Raw genomic sequence first — 17,106 nt, 5'->3', positions numbered from 1 at the left:
GGCGGGAAAGGGGCCTCGCCTTATGGCGGGGCCTTTCGCCAACAAGGGCCTGCTATTGCAGATACTGCCGGGCCTGGGGGGCATAGGCGAAGTCTGGGTCAAGACTCAGCGCCTCTTGCAGCAGTGACCGCCCTTCTTCCAGCCTGCCTTCTTCAAGACGAACGACGCCCAGACGGTATGCGGACAAGGCTGCCGTCGGCTGCTCGGTCCTCATCGCCTCGAATGTTCGGGCGGCCAGGTCCAGATCGCCTGCCTTCTGCTGCGCCAGGCCCAGCGTGTCGCGCAGTGTCGGAACGTCCGGCGCCAAGGCAACGGCGCGTTCAGCCAGGGACACGGCCTCGGCGGGGGCGGTCTCTGTCATCAGATGGGCCAGGTTGTTCAGCGCGACCCAGTTGTCGGGGTCGCTTGCCAGGACCTTCCGATAAAGGGCGGCGGCTTCCGAACCCTCGCCGGTCTTTTCAACCAGGGCGGCCAGCCGCACCAGATCGTCGGGCGTTGCGGCGGGCAGGTCCGCCAGTTCCCTGGCATAGCCGATCGCCTTGTCGACCTGACCAAGCCGTGCCGCAGCCAGGGTGGCCGCGCGCAGAAGGCCGGGATCACGAGGTGCAGCGGCAAGCCCCTCATGGAATGCCGAAAGAGCCTGATCATAGTCTCCGGAGGCGCCCAGCAGCCTTCCATGTTCCAGCAGAAGCGCGGGATTGCCCGGAAACCTTGTCCTGCCCTTGGCAAGGATTGCCTGCGCTTCGGCCAGATCCTGGTCGGCCACAGCCAGCCGCGCCCGCGCCAGCACCGGACGAACGCTTTCCGAACGCGCGATCAGCCTGTCGAACAGCGCCTTTCCTTCCTCGCCCTTATCAAGTCCCACCTTTGCGCGCGCCAGGTAATCCAGGGCAAGCGAGGGGGCATCGTCCAAGCGGGCCATGTCCTCCAGCAATTCCTCGGTGCGCGCGGGATTGCCGGTCAGAAGATGCAGGCGCGCCGCCTGCAGCCTGGGATAAACATGCCCGGCCGAGGCATCGGCAACGGCCTGTTCATAATGTCGGATCGCGCCTGTCCGGTCGCCACGACTTTCCAGAAAGGCAGCCATCCGTTCCTGGGCGCGCCAATTCCCCGGATCGACCCGGATTGCTTCCTGCCAGGCTGCGCCAGCATCGTCCCGCCGCCCCAGCGACAGCAGCAGGTCGCCCTTGACGACCAGCGGCGCGGCATTCTCGGCATAGCGTTCCGCAGCCTGATCCAGGGCATGGATGGCGTCTTCCCTGCGGTCCAGATTGGCAAGCGACATCCCCAGCAGATACCAGCCTTCCGGCGCCTCGGCAGCCGTTTGCGTCAGTCCGCGGGAAAGCCGCTCGGCCGTCTGGAAGTCGTTGGTCAGAAACGCGCGCATGGCCCTGCGGAAATCCTCCAACCCGCCGTCCTTCAAGGCGGGGCTTGCATGGGGCAACTCCAGCCTGTCCGCCCTGTGATCGAGCTGCGGAGCCGCCAGCCCAAGCAGATCCAAGGTCCGGGCAGAAGCGGGCGCGCCGAAGGCCAGGGGAAACAACGATACAACAATGATCCAGAAGCGACGGCGCATTATAAGCCACTCCTTTTGGTTGTGTTTATGATAATTGGCTGGCCGATGTCCTGTCAAGAAACCAATAAGGCATATCCGCTTGGTTTCTCTCGGAAGTTGAAAATTGAATAACTTTCAGTTCTTAAAAAGACGGTTAATAAAACTCGACAGGATTCAAGGGTGTGTTAATCTATTTCCAATCGCGATTCCCTGTGTATCCAGTGCGCATTTTGTGTTGCTTGGAAGGCGATAATATGAGCGACGAATATGGATGCGCTTATTTGCGGTACGAACCTCTTGGAATGCGAGAGACGTGCAGGCGTAGCCTGCAACCAAAGCATAAACTGCGTTTCAGGAGAATAGAAATGTCGTTAAAACTAGCTAGCTTGAGCGTCGCCGCGCTTGGGTTTCTGGCCGGAGGTGCGTTGGCCGACAGCATCTCGCCGGACAGCTTCACGGCCGACTTGGCCGTGGGGGAAAGCGTCACCATCACCAAGACCGTGACGGTGTCGGCGGGCGGTCCTTCGGATGCATTGATTGACGCCTATTTCCTTATTGATACATCTGGTTCTATGGGCGGCGTGATCAACGCCGCCAAGGCAGCCGCCGGGGATATCTTCTCGACCATCGCGACCGAGTTCGGGGCGGGCGTCGCGGGTGGCGTCGGCGTCTTTTCCGAATCTGCCGCCTTGCCCAGCGGCATTGCGCCCCCGGGCAGTGTCATCAACCAGAATGTGACCACGACCACGGCAGACGTGATCAGCGGCATCAACAACGTCACGCTGTGCAATCCCGACTGCGGCGGCGACTTCCCCGAATCCGCCAATACCGCGATTGAACTGGTGGCCGAGAACGCCTCGTGGCGGCCCGGATCCAACCGCTTCATCTTTGCCTTCTCGGATGCGTCTTCCAAGGGCTCGGCTGACGCTGACGTGATCGCGGCGCTTGCTGCCGAGGGGATTCGGCTGGTGTCGCTGGATTTCGGCTCGGGCGCGTTCACGACGGACATGGCGGAACTTGGGGCGATCACCTTCTCAAGCTCTGCCACGCCGGGTTCGATCGTTGACGATGTGACTGCGGGCATCGTCGAGGGCTTCAGCGAATACGAAACCGTTTCGGTGGGCGATCTGGGCGGCGGCGGTCCCCTGATCAGCGTGTCGGCCGTCTGCACGGGCGCAGACATCGGCGCCTGCGTCGGCGACTCGGCTGTGGGGGAATATGATCGGTCGGTCGATCGAACCTTTACCTTCGACGTGACCTTTACGCGGACGGGTGCCGGGACATCGGTGTTCGACACCTTCGCCCTGGTTGACGGAGGCATTGTCGCCACCGAGGCAGACCGCTTCCCGGGGCCGGATGTCGCCCCGGTTCCGTTGCCCGCAGCGGCCTGGATGCTGATCGCAGGCCTGGGCGGCATGGGCCTGCTGCGCCGTCGCCAGAAATAGCGGCGGCCAGGCAGCTTGGGTGCCTCGGCCGGCGGCCAAGCCTGATCTTCGCGACCGTCCGGGCGTGGGTGCCCGGGCGGTTGCCCTTTGCTCTCATCGGCAACAACCAGCAGTGGCAAGGAAGACCTTGCCACTGCTTGCGGTCTATATGATGGTTTGGTCTTTCAGCCGTGCTTCCCTTCGTGCAGCACGAAACCGGAGGACGGCAACTGACGGTTTTCTTAAACCAGCGCGACGGCCGAGAGCAGCGTGGCGCAATGTCCTGCAACCGTCGCGGTCCCTGGGCCAAGGTGGGTGGAACAGATTTGGTTCTTGATGGTTGATCCGCGCTGTTGCTTCCTTCCTTGCCCTCTCACGATAATCCCTCCAAGTTTTCATCGTATTTTCGCCAATAAGCCTGCATGACCTGGCGGAGTATCGTTGCAAAGTAGGTGATCAAGGTTTCTAATTGATGAACAGGTTCGGGAGGAGCACGCTCATGCCCCAAAATCATGCCTACAAGCAATTGCTGACACTGATCTCGGCGCGGAGCCAGCAATGGATCAGGAACCAGGCAGAACTTCTGCCGGTCGATGCAGTTACTGATGAACACATCCAGAGTTTATCGGAAATTGCAGTTACTGCATTTATCTGCACGTCATTGCGAGGGAATGACGTGCCGGTCAAGACATTCATCGAAAGCCGAATAACCCCGCAGTTTGTCGGGCAGTTTATCGGTCGTTTTGGAGGAATGGGCATCGGTGCCCTTTCCGGAGGTTATTCATTCCTTCGCTGCATCTCGCCGGACGACCGGCAGAAACTGGCCGTTCGAAACCTGCCGCTGAATGCCATGCTGGCGCTTTCCGACATGCCTGACCAGGAACTGCTGGAACGGGTCGAAGCCGAATTGCGGCGTCCTGTCCCCTACGAGCAGACGAATGAGCAGTTAATCGGCTCCTATGCCGAACTGCTGGCCTTGTGCTATTCCTTTGGCAACCAGCGGCCCCGGTTTTCAAACCCCGGCGTTTATGGCGATGCCTATGCGAATTGCCTTCGCTTCGCCGATTGGGCGCAAGAAAAGGGCAGGCTGCTGCCGCTGGTCCAGATGATCTATTGCCTTTGCCTGATCGATCCGGATTTCGACGCCATGCCGTTGCTGTCCGATGTCATCGCAAGCCAGCGGCCCGACGGGTCGTTCCCGGAACGGATCGGCTTCGGCAGCGCGGACCAGGATAGCAGGGCGCTGCAGCCGACACTGGGGACGCTGGTGGCCCTGCATATGGTGATCTATGGGCAGCGGCGCAGCCCTGGGCCGCTGGTGACGATGGCGGCCTAGAAAAGCCCCTCGATCTGGCCAAGGTCGTTCAGCCCGATCGTCTCGGCCGCCGGATGGCGGGGCAGGCCGGGCATCGTCATGATCTGCCCGCAGATCGCCACCACGAAGCCCGCGCCCGCGTTCAGCCGCACCTCTCGGACAGGGATCACATGGCCTTCGGGGCACCGCGCAGGTCGGGGTCGGTCGAGAAGGAATATTGGGTCTTGGCGATGCAGACGGGCAGGTGGCCATAGCCTTCGGATTCCCAGGCCTCCAGCTGCGCGCGGATGCCGGGCAGGGCCTCGACATGGGCCGCGCGGTGGACGCGGGTGCAGATCGTCTCGATCTTCTGCCACAGGGGCATGGAATCGGGGTAAAGGGTGTGGAAATCGGCCTTGTCCGCATTGACCAGGGCGACGACATGGCGGGCCAGATCCTCGGCCCCGGCGCCGCCCTGTGCCCAATGGTGGCAGGGGATGGCGATGACGCCGTGGCGGGCACAGTAATCCTGAAGGGCCGCGATCTCGGCGGCGGTGTCGCCGTTGAAATGGTTCAGCGCCACGACCAGCGGCAGGCCGAAGCCGCGCAGGTTCTCGATATGCCGGCCCAGGTTGGCGCAGCCGCGGGTGACGGCGCCGATATCCTCGGACCCCAACTGGTCCTTGGCGACCCCTCCGTTCATCTTCAGCGCGCGGATGGTCGCCACCAGCACCACGGCGGCGGGCGCGAGGCCCGCAAGGCGGCACTTGATGTCCAGGAACTTCTCGGCCCCCAGGTCGGCGCCAAAGCCCGCCTCGGTCACGACATAGTCGGACAGGCGCAGCGCCGTATCGGTGGCGATGACGCTGTTGCAGCCGTGGGCGATGTTGGCGAAGGGGCCGCCATGGACCAGGGCCGGGTTGTTTTCCAGCGTCTGGACCAGGTTCGGCTGCAAGGCATCGCGCAACAGGACGGTCATCGCCCCGTCGGCCTTCAGGTCGCGCGCGGTTACCGGACGACGGTCGCGGGTATAAGCGGCCACGATGCGCCCAAGCCGCGCGTTCAGGTCGTCCAGGTCGCGGGCCAGGCACAGGATCGCCATGACCTCGGACGCGACGGTGATGTCGAAGCCGGTCTGACGGGAAAACCCGTTCGAGACGCCGCCCAGGCCCACCACGATGTCGCGCAGCGCCCTGTCGTTCATGTCCATAACGCGGCGCCAGGTGATGCGCCGCGTGTCGATGTCCAGGTCGTTGCCCCAATAGATGTGGTTGTCGATCATCGCCGCCAGCAGGTTATGCGCCGCCGTGATCGCGTGGAAATCGCCGGTAAAGTGGAGGTTCATCTCCTCCATCGGGACGATCTGGGCATGACCGCCGCCGGCCGCGCCGCCCTTCATGCCGAAGTTCGGCCCCAGGCTGGCTTCGCGGATGCAGATGGTGGCGCGCTTGCCGATGCGGTTCAGCGCGTCGCCCAGGCCGACCGTAGTGGTGGTCTTTCCCTCGCCCGCGGGGGTGGGATTGATTGCCGTGACCAGCACCAGCTTGCCGCGCGGCCGGTCCGCCAGCCGGGCCAGCGTGTCGTGCGAGATCTTGGCCTTGTCATGGCCATAGCGGAGGATGTCCCCCTCGGCCAGATCCAGCCTTGCGGCGATCTGGTCGATGGGAAGCTTGCGGGCGGCGCGGGCGATCTGGATGTCGGTCATGGCGAAGGGCATGGCGCGGCACGTCCTGTCTGTCAACGGGTCCGGGCGCGGTCCCTGACCAAAGCAGGGTCAGTCGTTGCGCGCCAGTTCCGCCCGCACGGCGGCGCGCAGGTCCGGCAGCAGGTCGGTCTCGAACCAGGGATTGCGGCGAAGCCAGCCGGTGTTGCGCCAGGACGGGTGGGGCAGCGGAAAGACCGACGGGGCATGGTCGCGCCACCCCGCCACGGCGCCGGTCACGTCCCGCAGACCAAGGTGCCAGCGGATCGCATGGCCGCCGACCAGAAGCGTCAGGCGCGGGCGCAGCGTCTCCATCACCTGCGCGCGCCAGGTCTTGGCGCAGATGGGCGGCGGCGGCAGGTCCGATCCTCGCAGATCATAGCCCGGAAAGCAGAAGGCCATCGGCACGATCGCGATCCGGTCGCGGTCATAGAAGATCGGCTCGGGGGTTCCCATCCAGTCGCGCAGCCGGTCGCCCGACCTGTCGGTAAAGGGCCGCCCGCTCAGGTGCACCCGCATTCCCGGCGCCTGCCCCACGACCAGGATGCGGGCGTTGGACTGGAACCAGGTCACCGGGCGCGGTTCATGGGCCGTGGCGGTCGCACCAAAGCGCGAAGCGCAAAGGCGGCAATTCCGGATCGATTGTTCAAGAGGCTGCATCCAGAACAGATAGTGAAAATCCACCGGGATTGAAGGGTGACAACGCACCCAATGAATGCAACAAAAAGGTGAAATCTGGACAGCACACTCGCCTGCGCCTAAGGGTGGTGTGGCCGGCCGGCGACAGGAAGGGCAGATGCTGGAATTCGACAACGTCTCGAAGTCCTTCTGGACGGGAACGCGGCGCAAGGTGATCCTTGATCGCGCCTCGTTCCGGGTGGAGCTTGGCAATTCCCTTGGCATCCTGGCCCCCAACGGCACCGGCAAGACGACGCTGATCAACATGATGTGCGGCCTGGAAAAGCCCGATGAAGGCACGATCCGGCGCGGCTGCCGGATTTCCTTTCCGCTTGGCTTCATGGGCGGCGTCGTGGGCAAGCATTCCGCAAACGAAAATGCCCGCTATATCGCCCGCATCTATGGCCTGGATCCCGATTACGTGTCGGCCTTCACCCGCTGGCTGACCGACATCGAGGAATATTATGACATGCCGGTCGGAACCTATTCGGCGGGCATGAAGCAGCGGTTCACCTTCTCGCTGCTGCTGGCGCTTGAATTCGACATGTACCTGATCGACGAGGGGATGCCCCAGACCACCGATGTCGAGTTCAACCGCAAGGCGGGCGCTGTCCTTTATGACCGGCTGAAGACGGCGACCGTGGTGATTGTGTCCCACCAGCCCGCCACGATCGAAAAGTTCTGCCGTTCGGCCGCCATCCTGCGGGACGGGCGGCTTTACCATTTCGAATCCCTTGCCGAGGCGAAGCAATACTATGACTACACCGCCTAAGGTCCGCCGCTATCACGCCTCGGCCGAGGAGTCGGTGCGACCGACCGCGCAGGCCGTTCCCGCCGCAGGCCACGGCGACATCCGCGTCGCTGTCCGCAAGCGGCCGGCAGCGGCGAACGCGACCCTGGACGAGGACGAACGCGAACGGTTCATGCGGACCGATCCGGTCGATGACGGGCTCGCCCATGTCGGCCCGGCCCCGTCGCCGGACGCTGGTGAGGATCTCGAGGCGCAACTGGACCAGATCCGCCGGGAAAATCTGTCCGAGCGGCAGTTGCGCATCGCCCGTCGCATTGCCGCCCTGCACCAGATCGAAGTCGCCTCGGACGAGGAAGCCGTGCTGCGGCTTCGCCAAAGGGGGATCGACCCGTCCCACCGTGCGGCCTTGGGCCAGATCCTTTCAAGCGAAGGCAGCCGCGCCCAGGCGGCGCCCAAGGCCGGAACGGTGGCGGTCATGCCCGGCAAGCAGGTGGCCGTCCCCGCCGGCCGTCCCGGAACCGAGGTCGGGCCGCCGCGCCCCAGCCTTCCGGCCCGCGAAGTCCTGACCGAGGAAAAGCGCGCGGCCGAGATTATCCGCATCCAGCAGGACATCGCCCGGCGCAGGCGGCGGCGGATGGTCATGCTGGCCTTGCGGTTGCTGGCCTTCGTGATCCTGCCGACCGCCGCGGCGGCCTGGTATTACTTCGCCGTGGCCACGCCCCTCTATGCCACCAACTCGCAATTCCGCATCCAGTCCGCGGAAGGCCAGGGGACAGGCGGCGCTGGGGGACTGGGCGGGCTTCTGGGCGGATCGCAGCTGGCGACCAATACCGATTCCGTTGCCGTGCAAAGCTATCTGACCTCGCGCGATGCGATGCTGCGATTGGACGGGGACAAGGGCTTCCGGCAGGCCTATCAGGATCCGGCGATCGATCCGGTCAAGCGCCTGCCGCCCGACGCGACCAACGAGGCGACGTTCGAATTGTACCAGAAATCGGTCAAGATCGGCTATGACCCGACCGAGGGCATGATCGACATGGAGGTCATCGCCCCCAATCCCCAGCAAAGCCAGGAGTTTTCACTGGCCCTGATCGCCTATGCCGAAGAGCAGGTGGACCAGATGACCTCGCGCCTGCGCGACGACCAGATGGAGGGTGCCATCTCCATCTATCAGGACGCCGAGGCCAAGGTTCTGGCCGCGCAGCGCCGCGTGCAGGAATTGCAGCAGACGCTGGGCGTCCTGGACCCCGTGGCCGAGGGGACGGTGGTGATGAACCAAGTCTCGGCCCTTGAAACCCAGCTTGCGACCAAGCGGCTGGAACTGGGCCAGCTTCTGTCCAATGCCCAGCCCTTGGAAAGTCGCGTGGCCACGTTGCGCGGCGACATCACCCGGCTGGAGGAGATGATCGCCCAGACCCGCGAACAGCTGACCCAGGGCGGGCAGGACCGCAATTCGCTGGCGCTGATCTCGGGCGAATTGCGGATCGCCGAAAGCGAACTGCTGACCCGCCAGGAACTGCTGGCGGCGGCTGCCGCGCAGATGGAGGCTGCGCGGATCGAGGCGAACAAGCAGGTCCGCTATCTGTCGCTGTCCGTGGCCCCCGTGGCCCCGGACGAGGCGACCTATCCCAAGGCCTTCCAGAATACCCTGGTGGCCTTCCTGATCTTTTCGGGTATCTATCTGATGCTGTCGCTGACGGCATCCATCCTTCGCGAACAGGTATCCACATGACCCAGGCCAAGCACATCCGCATCCGCGACATTATCTGCGGCAACGATCTGCCGCTGGTCGTCATCGCCGGACCCTGCCAGCTGGAAACGCTGGACCACGCCCTGATGATCGGCGAACGCATGGCGGAAGCCTGCGCCAAGGCGGGCGCGGGCTTTGTCTTCAAGGCCAGCTACGACAAGGCCAACCGCACCTCGTTGTCGGGCCGTCGAGGCGTCGGCATCGACGAAGGGCTGCAGATCCTGGCGACGGTTCGCGACCGCCTGGGTTGCCCGGTCCTGACCGACGTGCATGACGCGGAACAGGCGGTGCGTGCCGCGCAGATGGTGGACGTGATCCAGATCCCCGCTTTCCTGTCGCGCCAGACCGACCTGCTACTGGCCGCCGGCAAGACGGGCGCGGTCATCAACGTCAAGAAGGGCCAGTTCCTGGCGCCTTGGGATATGGCGAACGTGGCCGACAAGGTCGCCTCGACCGGGAACGGCAACATCCTGCTGACCGAACGCGGCGTCAGCTTCGGCTACAACACCCTGGTGGCGGACATGCGGTCGCTGCCGATCATGGCGCGCACCGGCTATCCCGTCATCATGGACGCCACCCATTCGGTGCAACAGCCGGGCGGGCAGGGCGGATCGTCGGGCGGGCAGCGGGAATTTGCGCCGGTCATGGCCCGCGCCGCCGTGGCGCTTGGCGTGGCGGGCGTGTTCATCGAGACGCATGAGGATCCCGATTGCGCGCCCTCGGACGGGCCGAACATGATCCCGCTGGACCGGATGCCCGCGCTGATCGAATCGCTGATGGCCTTCGACCGGCTGGCCAAGAGCGATCCGGTGATGGGCTAGTCCGCGCGGCCTGCCGCATCCGCCGATGCCCAGGCCCACTGGAAGTTGTAGCCGCCCAGCCAGCCCGTCACATCGACGCATTCGCCGATGAAGAACAACCCCGGCACCTTGCGCGCTTGCAGGGTGCGGGCGTCCAGATCGCGCGTGTCGATGCCGCCCAGCGTCACCTCGGCCGTGCGATAGCCCTCGGTCCCCACGGGCCGGACCTGCCATCGGTTCACCCGCGCGCCCAACGCTTCCAACCGCGTGTTCGGCTGATCCGCCAGACGTGCCTGGGACAATCCCATCTCGTCGCAGATAGCGGTCGCCAGCCGGGCGGGCAGCACCCGCCCCAAGGCGGATGATACCGCAACGCGCCCGGCCTCGGACCTGGCGGCTTTCAGTTGGGCCGCGACGTCGTGGTCTGGCGCAAGGTCGATCTGCATCGTCTCGCCCGGCTGCCAAAAGCTGGAGATTTGCAGGATCACCGGCCCGCTGAGGCCCCGATGCGTGAACAGCAGCGCATCGCGGAACTGCCCGCCGTTGTGGCGGATCCGCGCCTCGACCGAGACGCCCGCCAAGGGACGGCACAAGGCAAGCTCCTGCTCGGCAAAGGTCATGGGGACCAGCCCGGCGCGCGTGTCGATCATCCGCAGTCCGAACTGCGCGGCGATGTCATAGGCAAGGCCGGTCGCGCCGATCTTCGGGATGGACTTGCCTCCGGTCGCGACGACCAGCCGTTCCGTGTGGATCGCCCCACCCTGGGTTCCCACCACGAAACCCATCCCGTCATGGCGGACCGACAAGGGCGCAGTTTCCATCCGCAACTCGGCGCCCTTCATCCGGTCCAGCAGCATCCGGGTGATCTGCGTGGCCTTGCCGTCGCAGAGCAACTGGCCCTGGGCCTTCTCGTGCCAGGCAATCCCGGCCCGGTCGACCAGCCGGACGAAGTCGGGCGCCGTGAAGCGGGCAAGCGCGCTTGCCGCAAAGCGCGGGTTGCGGGACAGAAAGCGATCCGGCGCGGTCGCAAGATTTGTAAAGTTGCACCGCCCTCCGCCCGAGATGCGAATCTTCTCGCCCGGACGGGCGGCATGATCCAGCACCATCACTCGCCGTCCCGCCCGCAATGCCGAGCCCGCGCAGAACAATCCCGCCGCGCCCGCACCCAATATCAGAAGATCCACCTGTTCCATGCGGGCGGCATAAAGCGGCGCGCGAAAGGGCACAAGTTTTGCGATTTTTCGACTTGCACCCCCCCGCCAGCTTGGCTATTCACCCTCCCACAGTTGGGGCGTGGCCAAGTGGTAAGGCATCGGTTTTTGGTACCGTGTACCGTAGGTTCGAATCCTACCGCCCCAGCCAAAATCCTTTAAATCATTGCCGATCAAGATCATCCGGGGATGATCTCGAACCTGGTGACGTCGATCATGCCGCGGTCGGTAATCTTCAGCGCCGGGATCACGGGCAAGGCCAGGAAGGCCATCTGCAGGAACGGCTCCTCCAGGATCACGCCCAGCGACGCTGCGGAGTCGCGCAGGGGGACCAGCAGGTCGCGCACGGCCTCGAAAGGCTCCAGGCTCATCAGGCCGGCAACGGGCAGGGCCAGCTCGGCCAGGATGACGCCACCCTCGGCCACGACGAATCCTCCCTCTATCTCGGACAGGCGGTTGGCCGCTAAGGCCATGTCGTCGTAATTAGCGCCGACGGCCACGATGTTGTGGTGGTCGTGGCAGACGGTCGAGGCGATCGCGCCGCGCTTCATCCCGAATCCCTGCACGAAGCCGGTGGCGATGTTACCGTTCCTGCCGTGCCGCTCGATCACCGCGATCCGCATCAGGTCGCGGGCCGGGTCGGGGCGCTTGTCGCCGTCCTGCGGGGCGATGTCGTGGGACAGGTGGCCCGTGATGATCTTGCCCTCGATGATGCCGATCACAGCGGTTTCGCTGCGGTTTCCGGCGCAGCGGAAGTCCTGCGCCGTGACGCGAGGCGCCTTGACCGATGCGCGTCCAACCGGCGCCAGGGGCGGGCGGGCGGCAAATGCTGCCTCGTCGACGATGCGCCCGCCTGCCAGCACCAGTTGCGCACGGCAGCTTTCCAGGCTGTCGAGGGCCACCATATCGGCCCGAAGCCCCGGCGCGATCAGTCCGCGGTCCTTCAGGCCAAAGGCCTCGGCCGCGGACAGGGATGCCGCGCGATAGACCGCCAGGGCAGGGCTGCCGCGCCGGATCAACTCGCGGATCATGTGGTCCAGATGCCCGTGTTCCGCAATGTCCAGCGGGTTGCGGTCGTCGGTGCAGAGGCACATGTAGGGCGCCGTCACATCGGTCAGAACAGGCTGCAAGGCCACCAGATCCTTGCTGACCGATCCTTCGCGGATCAGGACGCGCATCCCCTTGCGCAGCTTTTCCAGGGCCTCCTCGGCCGTCGTTGCCTCGTGTTCGGTCCTGATGCCTGCGGCCACATAGGCCGACAGGTCGTGCCCGGTCAGTTGCGGGCAATGGCCATCGACATGGCCGCCCGCGAACAGGCGCAGCTTGGCCATCGCGGCCGGATCACGCTGGATGACGCCCGGATAGTTCATGAACTCGGCCAGACCGATGTTGGACGGGTGGCCCATGACCTGCGCCAGATCCCCGGCCTCGATCCGCGCGCCCGAGGTCTCCATCTCGGTCGAGGGCACGCAGGAGGACAGTTGCACGCGCAGGTCCATCAGCAGGCATTCGCTGGCCTTCTGGAACCAGCGGATACCGTCGAGACCGATGACATTCGCGATTTCGTGCGGGTCGCAGATGGCAGTGGTGACGCCGCGCGGGGTTACGCAACGGTCAAACTCGTGTGGTGTGACAAGGCTGCTTTCGACATGCAGATGCGTGTCGATGAAGCCGGGAACCAGGGTCAGGCCCGCCACGTCGATCACCTGCCGCCCGTCATAGGCGCCCACCCCGGCGATCCGGTCGCCGCAGATCGCGACGTCGCCCGTCATCATCGTGCCGGTGATCAGGTCGAAGACGCGCCCGCCCCGCAGCACCAGATCCGCGGGTTCGTCGCCACGTGCCTGCGCAATGCGCCGTTCCAGATCGTCCATGATGCCTCCATTCGTTCGGGTCAAATGACCCGACAGCACAGGCAACGTCCAGAGGAGGAATGGAAGATATGGTGCACCCGAAGGGATTCGAACCCCTGGCCTCTGCCTTCGGAGGGCAGCGCTCTATCCAGCTGAGCTACGGGTGCCTGCGGCGTGAATAGCCGCAGTCATGGCAGGGTGCAACGGCGAAAACGACGGCGGCGCTGTCAGCCCGCGCAAATCTGCTGCAGCGCCAGCCATTGTTCGTCGGTCAGCAGCGGCCGGGCCGGGGGCGTGGTGCGGAAGGCATCCCCCTCGATCAGCGGCAGGACGGTCTGGCCGGTAGGGTCGATGGTGCGGGCATAGGGCTCGGCCGGGATGCCGCGTTCCGCCAGCGCGGCCAGAAGGTCGGCATCGGATGGCCGGGGGGCGGGGTTCATCAGCATCGCGGCCCCGAAGCCCTGCATCGCGGCCTGCGGCAGGTGGCCCAGCGTCATCAACCGGATCGAGGCCAGAAGCCCCGCGTGCTGCACCGCCGCCTGCCGCAGGGCGTCGTCGGTGCTGGCAAGCCGGGCCGCGACAAGATGTGCCGCGGCGGCCTCGGGACCGGGCGCGGTTTGCAGCAGGTCGCTGCCGATCACGTAGATCTCTCCGGGCAGGCGGCGCGCGCCTCCCAGGGGACCGGGCACCACCCGGATCGCCGCGTCCGGTCCCAGCAGTCGCGGCGCCAGCCAGTTCAGCACGGCCTGGCCGGATTCGCGGCGGCAGACCGCCCCCGATCCATGTTCCAGGTCGGTCAGGATAGCCTGGCCAATGTCGCGGGCCTGGGCGGGCGGCGCGATCCGGGCGGCATGGCCGATCAGCGCGCCGGGCAGCCAGAAGACCAGCCAGCCGAGAGCCGCAAGGATCGCCAGCACCAGAAGTCCGTTGCGCAGCCGCCCCGTATGGGCGCGGTGACTGGCGACGGCGCCCTGGACGCGAGCGATCGCCTCGATCATCAAGGGATCGTCTATGGTGACGGTTTCGTCCTCGCCCGTCGTGGTCGGGGCATAGATGGCCGGTGTGACACCGGGATTCAGCTGGACCACCGCCGGCAGCGACCAGTGCGACAACGGCCGGTCGGTCCTGGGGTCCGAGAGGACCAGCGTCGCGTCCCCAACCGACACGATGACCTCGCGCAAGGGCGCATCGGGCGCGGCGCGCCACGAGCCCTGAGCCTCGAGCCGTTGAAAGTCCGTGAGCGCGGTCATGTTTTCTGATCTGCCAGCCTGCCTTCGGACCATAGCGTCAAGCCCCGGCAGGTCAATCGCGACCGCCGGAAGAAGGCATGGCGTGCGTCGCCCTATAGTGCGGTTTCGGGCACCCTCATGCCCTTGTCGCGCGCCAGCACGCGCATCCGGTCCTGCAGCTTTTCAAAGGCCCGGACCTCGATCTGGCGGATGCGTTCGCGCGACACCTCGTAGCGGGCGGACAGGTCTTCAAGCGTCAGTGGGTCGTCGCGCAGCCGGCGTTCGATCAGGATATCCTTTTCCCGCTCGTTCAACACGTCCATCGCCTGCATCAGCATCTGCCGGCGGGTGTCCAATTCCTCGGATTCAGCAAAGGCTTCGGCCTGGTTGGCGTCCTCGTCCTCCAGCCAGTCCTGCCACTGCGACGCAGAATCGCCCTCGCCACTGCCGACCGTCGCGTTCAGCGATGCGTCGCCGCCTGACAGGCGGCGGTTCATGTCGATGACTTCCTGTTCCGTCACGTTCAGGTCGTTGGCGATCTGGGCGACGTTTTCGGGCCGCAGGTCGCCTTCCTCAAGCGCGCCGATGCGGGACTTGGCCTTGCGCAGGTTGAAGAACAGCTTCTTCTGCGCGCTTGTGGTGCCCATCTTCACCAGCGACCATGACCGCAGGATATACTCCTGGATCGAGGCGCGGATCCACCACATGGCATAGGTCGCAAGGCGGAAGCCGCGTTCGGGATCGAACCGCTTGACCGCCTGCATCAAGCCGACATTGGCTTCGGAAATGACCTCGGCCTGTGGAAGGCCATAGCCGCGATAGCCCATGGCGATCTTGGCCGCCAGGCGCAGGTGCGACGTGACCAGCCTGTGCGCGGCCTCGCTGTCCTGGTGGTCCGCCCAGGCCTTGGCCAGCATGTATTCCTCTTCCGGCTGCAGAAGCGGAAACTTGCGGATTTCCTGCAGGTAGCGATTGAGGCCCTGTTCAGGGCTGGGGGCGGGAAGATTTCCGTAATTCGCCATGATGTCGGGCCTTTCGCAGAGTCCGGGGAACGCCGCCTGCAACTGCAGGGTTCCGGCCTGGTGGCACGGCTCCGGACGGCATGGTTTAGCAACAGTGTGTAATAAAAAACTTAACGGGCCAGCCGATCGGGGTTCACGTTTCCGTCAGACGACCTCTCGAAGCTGGTCGAGCAGTGCCTGGATGTCCGCGGGCAGGGGGCTGTCGAAGGCCAGGGGCAACCCCGTCACCGGATGGTCGAACCCCAGATGCGCCGCGTGCAGTGCCTGCCGGGGAAAGGTTGCCACAGCCTCGGCCACGGGCCCAAGCACCTTGACGGATGCCTTGCGCGCCCCGCCATAGACCGGATCGCCGATCAGCCCCAGTCCGGCATGGGCCATGTGGACGCGGATCTGGTGGGTGCGTCCCGTTTCCAGCCGGCATTCGACCAGCATGGCGACGGGCGGCGTGCCAAAGCGTTCCAGCATGCGCGCGCGGGTGACGGCATGGCGGCCCTTGTCGAAATAGACCGCCTGCCGCTGCCGGTCGGTGGCGTGACGGGCCAGGCGGGATGTGATCTTCAGCATCCCGCCCTCTTCGAAGGTGACGCCGGGCGTGCCGCGCAGCCGCGCATCGGCCCCGTCGATCACGCCGTGCGCCAGGGCGAGATAACGCCGCTGGGCGCTGTGCGCCTCGAACTGGGCGGCAAGGCCGTGATGGGCGCGGTCCGACTTCGCCACCACCAGCAGGCCCGACGTGTCCTTGTCGATGCGATGCACGATGCCCGGCCGCTTTTCCCCGCCGATGCCCGAAAGGGTATGGCCGCAATGGGCCAGAAGCGCATTGACCAGCGTCCCGCGCGGAGAGCCGGGGGCAGGGTGGACGACCATCCCGGCAGGCTTGTCGATGACGATCAGATCCTCATCCTCGAAGGCGATGGACAGGGGGATCGCCTCGGGGCGGGTGTCGACCGGCTCGGGGTCGGGGATCGCGATGCTGTAGTCCTGCCCCTCGGCCACGCGGGCCTTGCCGTCGCGCACAATGCCGTCGGGGCCGCTGACGGCGCCGTCGGCGATCAGCCGCGACAGGCGCGACCGCGACAGGGCCGCTTCCTCTGGCACCGCCAGGGCAAGCGCCTTATCAAGCCGGTCAGGCGGGTTGGCCGGGATGGTGACAACAAGGTTCGACATGGGCACGGATGATAGCGACTGGAAAACGGCGGCGAAAGCGGTGCCGGAACTGCGGCTGCTGCGGTGGCTGGTGACGGGCCTGGCCCTGGTGATGGGCCTGGGGATGATTGCCGTGGTGGCACTGCTGTGGATGCGGCTAGGCCAGCCGATGCTGCCCGACCTGCCCCAGGCGATCGTTCTGCCGGATGGCGCCGCACCCGAGGCCGTGACCTTCGCCCGCGACTGGATCGTCGTCGTCACCGACGCGGGCGAGGTGCTGCTTTACGACCGGGCAGGCGCGCTGCGCGACACGCTTCAGCCCTGACGGCCCGCCTGCATCGCGTCCAGCCGGGACTTCAGCTCGGCATTCTCGGTGCGGGCCTTGATCGCCATCTCGCGCACGGCCTCGAACTCCTCGCGGGTCACGAAGTCGCGATCAGCCAGCCAGCGGTCGATCCAGCCCTTCATGGCGTTCTCTGCCTCGGACCGGGCGCCGTGCGCCACGCCCATGGCATTGGTCATCAGCTTCGAGATGTCGTCAAAGAACTTGTTCTGCGTGGTCATTTGGCCTTTGCCCCCGATACGTGGTTGCCCGCCTATATGGGCCGCGCGGCGGCCGGGTTCAATGCGCGCCATGCCGCAAGCGCAGGATTGGCGGCCGGACTGTCGTGTTGACACCGCCCGCGCGCCG

Annotated in this window: 14 protein-coding genes, 2 tRNA genes and 1 pseudogene; 7 read left to right on the top strand and 10 right to left on the bottom strand. The window is 65.5% G+C overall.

Going from position 1 to position 17,106, the window contains the following annotated elements:
• Window positions 1-52: 52 nt before the first annotated feature.
• Window positions 53-1,576, bottom strand: a complete 1,524-nt coding sequence (locus tag FIU66_RS09025) for a tetratricopeptide repeat protein (protein WP_167622391.1) — start codon at window positions 1,574-1,576, stop codon at window positions 53-55.
• 404 nt (window positions 1,577-1,980) lie between these two features.
• On the opposite strand from FIU66_RS09025, the gene FIU66_RS18135 reads away from it, so the two are divergent.
• On the top strand, window positions 1,981-3,000 hold the full coding sequence (locus tag FIU66_RS18135; protein WP_240544649.1) for a VPLPA-CTERM sorting domain-containing protein: 1,020 nt from the start codon (window positions 1,981-1,983) through the stop codon (window positions 2,998-3,000).
• 478 nt (window positions 3,001-3,478) lie between these two features.
• On the top strand, window positions 3,479-4,315 hold the full coding sequence (locus FIU66_RS09015; protein ID WP_167622390.1) for a hypothetical protein: 837 nt from the start codon (window positions 3,479-3,481) through the stop codon (window positions 4,313-4,315).
• Here FIU66_RS09015 and FIU66_RS09010 read toward each other — a convergent pair.
• A pseudogene (locus FIU66_RS09010) lies at window positions 4,312-5,978 on the bottom strand (formate--tetrahydrofolate ligase). The gene FIU66_RS09015 and the pseudogene FIU66_RS09010 overlap by 4 nt on opposite strands.
• Before the next feature lie 69 nt (window positions 5,979-6,047).
• Window positions 6,048-6,635 carry a uracil-DNA glycosylase family protein gene (locus FIU66_RS09005; protein WP_167623453.1) on the bottom strand — a complete coding sequence of 196 codons (588 nt, stop codon included), beginning with the start codon at window positions 6,633-6,635 and terminating at the stop codon, window positions 6,048-6,050.
• Between the two features lie 136 nt (window positions 6,636-6,771).
• Here FIU66_RS09005 and FIU66_RS09000 point away from each other — a divergent pair, with 136 nt between their 5' ends.
• From FIU66_RS09000 to kdsA, 3 genes are read left to right on the top strand one after another with little or no spacing between them, the layout of a single operon-like run.
• On the top strand, window positions 6,772-7,425 hold the full coding sequence (locus FIU66_RS09000) for an ABC transporter ATP-binding protein (protein ID WP_167622389.1): 654 nt from the start codon (window positions 6,772-6,774) through the stop codon (window positions 7,423-7,425).
• Window positions 7,409-9,136, top strand: a complete 1,728-nt coding sequence (locus tag FIU66_RS08995) for a capsule biosynthesis protein (protein ID WP_167622388.1) — start codon at window positions 7,409-7,411, stop codon at window positions 9,134-9,136. The genes FIU66_RS09000 and FIU66_RS08995 overlap by 17 nt, the downstream gene beginning before the upstream one ends.
• Window positions 9,133-9,975 (top strand): 3-deoxy-8-phosphooctulonate synthase, encoded by an 843-nt coding sequence (kdsA, locus tag FIU66_RS08990; RefSeq protein ID WP_167622387.1) that lies wholly within the window; start codon window positions 9,133-9,135, stop codon window positions 9,973-9,975. Before FIU66_RS08995 ends, kdsA begins: the two co-directional genes overlap by 4 nt.
• On the opposite strand, the gene FIU66_RS08985 is transcribed toward kdsA, so the two are convergent.
• Complete coding sequence (locus FIU66_RS08985; RefSeq protein WP_167622386.1) at window positions 9,972-11,147, bottom strand: NAD(P)/FAD-dependent oxidoreductase; 1,176 nt, start codon at window positions 11,145-11,147, stop codon at window positions 9,972-9,974. The genes kdsA and FIU66_RS08985 overlap by 4 nt on opposite strands.
• Window positions 11,148-11,241: 94 nt before the next feature.
• Here FIU66_RS08985 and FIU66_RS08980 point away from each other — a divergent pair.
• Window positions 11,242-11,316: transfer RNA gene (locus FIU66_RS08980), tRNA-Gln, on the top strand.
• A 28-nt stretch (window positions 11,317-11,344) separates the two neighbouring features.
• On the opposite strand, the gene ade is transcribed toward FIU66_RS08980, so the two are convergent.
• The 5 genes from ade to FIU66_RS08955 all read right to left on the bottom strand — a co-directional run bounded on the left by ade (window position 11,345) and on the right by FIU66_RS08955 (window position 16,436).
• Window positions 11,345-13,039, bottom strand: a complete 1,695-nt coding sequence (gene ade, locus FIU66_RS08975) for an adenine deaminase (RefSeq protein WP_167622385.1) — start codon at window positions 13,037-13,039, stop codon at window positions 11,345-11,347.
• Between the two features lie 69 nt (window positions 13,040-13,108).
• Window positions 13,109-13,185: transfer RNA gene (locus FIU66_RS08970), tRNA-Arg, on the bottom strand.
• A 60-nt stretch (window positions 13,186-13,245) separates the two neighbouring features.
• A complete protein-coding gene (locus FIU66_RS08965) occupies window positions 13,246-14,268 on the bottom strand; it encodes a hypothetical protein (RefSeq protein ID WP_167622384.1) in 1,023 nt (340 codons plus the stop codon).
• Between the two features lie 92 nt (window positions 14,269-14,360).
• Window positions 14,361-15,269, bottom strand: coding sequence for an RNA polymerase sigma factor RpoH (gene rpoH, locus FIU66_RS08960; protein ID WP_167622383.1), 909 nt, complete (start codon window positions 15,267-15,269; stop codon window positions 14,361-14,363).
• Between the two features lie 144 nt (window positions 15,270-15,413).
• On the bottom strand, window positions 15,414-16,436 hold the full coding sequence (locus tag FIU66_RS08955) for an RluA family pseudouridine synthase (RefSeq protein WP_167622382.1): 1,023 nt from the start codon (window positions 16,434-16,436) through the stop codon (window positions 15,414-15,416).
• Here FIU66_RS08955 and FIU66_RS08950 point away from each other — a divergent pair.
• On the top strand, window positions 16,435-16,740 hold the full coding sequence (locus FIU66_RS08950) for a DUF6476 family protein (RefSeq protein ID WP_167622381.1): 306 nt from the start codon (window positions 16,435-16,437) through the stop codon (window positions 16,738-16,740). The genes FIU66_RS08955 and FIU66_RS08950 overlap by 2 nt on opposite strands.
• On the opposite strand, the gene FIU66_RS08945 is transcribed toward FIU66_RS08950, so the two are convergent.
• Entirely contained in the window at window positions 16,731-16,979 is a 249-nt protein-coding gene (locus FIU66_RS08945; RefSeq protein WP_167622380.1) for an accessory factor UbiK family protein, read from the bottom strand. The two genes, FIU66_RS08950 and FIU66_RS08945, sit on opposite strands and share 10 nt — an antisense overlap.
• Window positions 16,980-17,106: the final 127 nt, after the last annotated feature.

Source organism: Paracoccus sp. AK26 (genome assembly GCF_011801365.1).
Classification (GTDB): domain Bacteria; phylum Pseudomonadota; class Alphaproteobacteria; order Rhodobacterales; family Rhodobacteraceae; genus Paracoccus; species Paracoccus aerius.
Note: the sequence above shows the minus strand (reverse complement) of the source record. Positions and strands in the feature narration are given on the sequence as shown.

Coding starts and splice junctions, on each gene's coding strand:
- FIU66_RS09025 (WP_167622391.1), bottom strand. CDS start 1,576: ATGCGCCGTCGCTTCTGGATCATTGTTGTATCGTTGTTTCCCCTGGCC.
- FIU66_RS09015 (WP_167622390.1), top strand. CDS start 3,479: ATGCCCCAAAATCATGCCTACAAGCAATTGCTGACACTGATCTCGGCG.
- FIU66_RS09005 (WP_167623453.1), bottom strand. CDS start 6,635: ATGCAGCCTCTTGAACAATCGATCCGGAATTGCCGCCTTTGCGCTTCG.
- FIU66_RS09000 (WP_167622389.1), top strand. CDS start 6,772: ATGCTGGAATTCGACAACGTCTCGAAGTCCTTCTGGACGGGAACGCGG.
- FIU66_RS08995 (WP_167622388.1), top strand. CDS start 7,409: ATGACTACACCGCCTAAGGTCCGCCGCTATCACGCCTCGGCCGAGGAG.
- kdsA (WP_167622387.1), top strand. CDS start 9,133: ATGACCCAGGCCAAGCACATCCGCATCCGCGACATTATCTGCGGCAAC.
- FIU66_RS08985 (WP_167622386.1), bottom strand. CDS start 11,147: ATGGAACAGGTGGATCTTCTGATATTGGGTGCGGGCGCGGCGGGATTG.
- ade (WP_167622385.1), bottom strand. CDS start 13,039: ATGGACGATCTGGAACGGCGCATTGCGCAGGCACGTGGCGACGAACCC.
- FIU66_RS08965 (WP_167622384.1), bottom strand. CDS start 14,268: ATGACCGCGCTCACGGACTTTCAACGGCTCGAGGCTCAGGGCTCGTGG.
- rpoH (WP_167622383.1), bottom strand. CDS start 15,269: ATGGCGAATTACGGAAATCTTCCCGCCCCCAGCCCTGAACAGGGCCTC.
- FIU66_RS08950 (WP_167622381.1), top strand. CDS start 16,435: ATGGGCACGGATGATAGCGACTGGAAAACGGCGGCGAAAGCGGTGCCG.
- FIU66_RS08955 (WP_167622382.1), bottom strand. CDS start 16,436: ATGTCGAACCTTGTTGTCACCATCCCGGCCAACCCGCCTGACCGGCTT.
- FIU66_RS08945 (WP_167622380.1), bottom strand. CDS start 16,979: ATGACCACGCAGAACAAGTTCTTTGACGACATCTCGAAGCTGATGACC.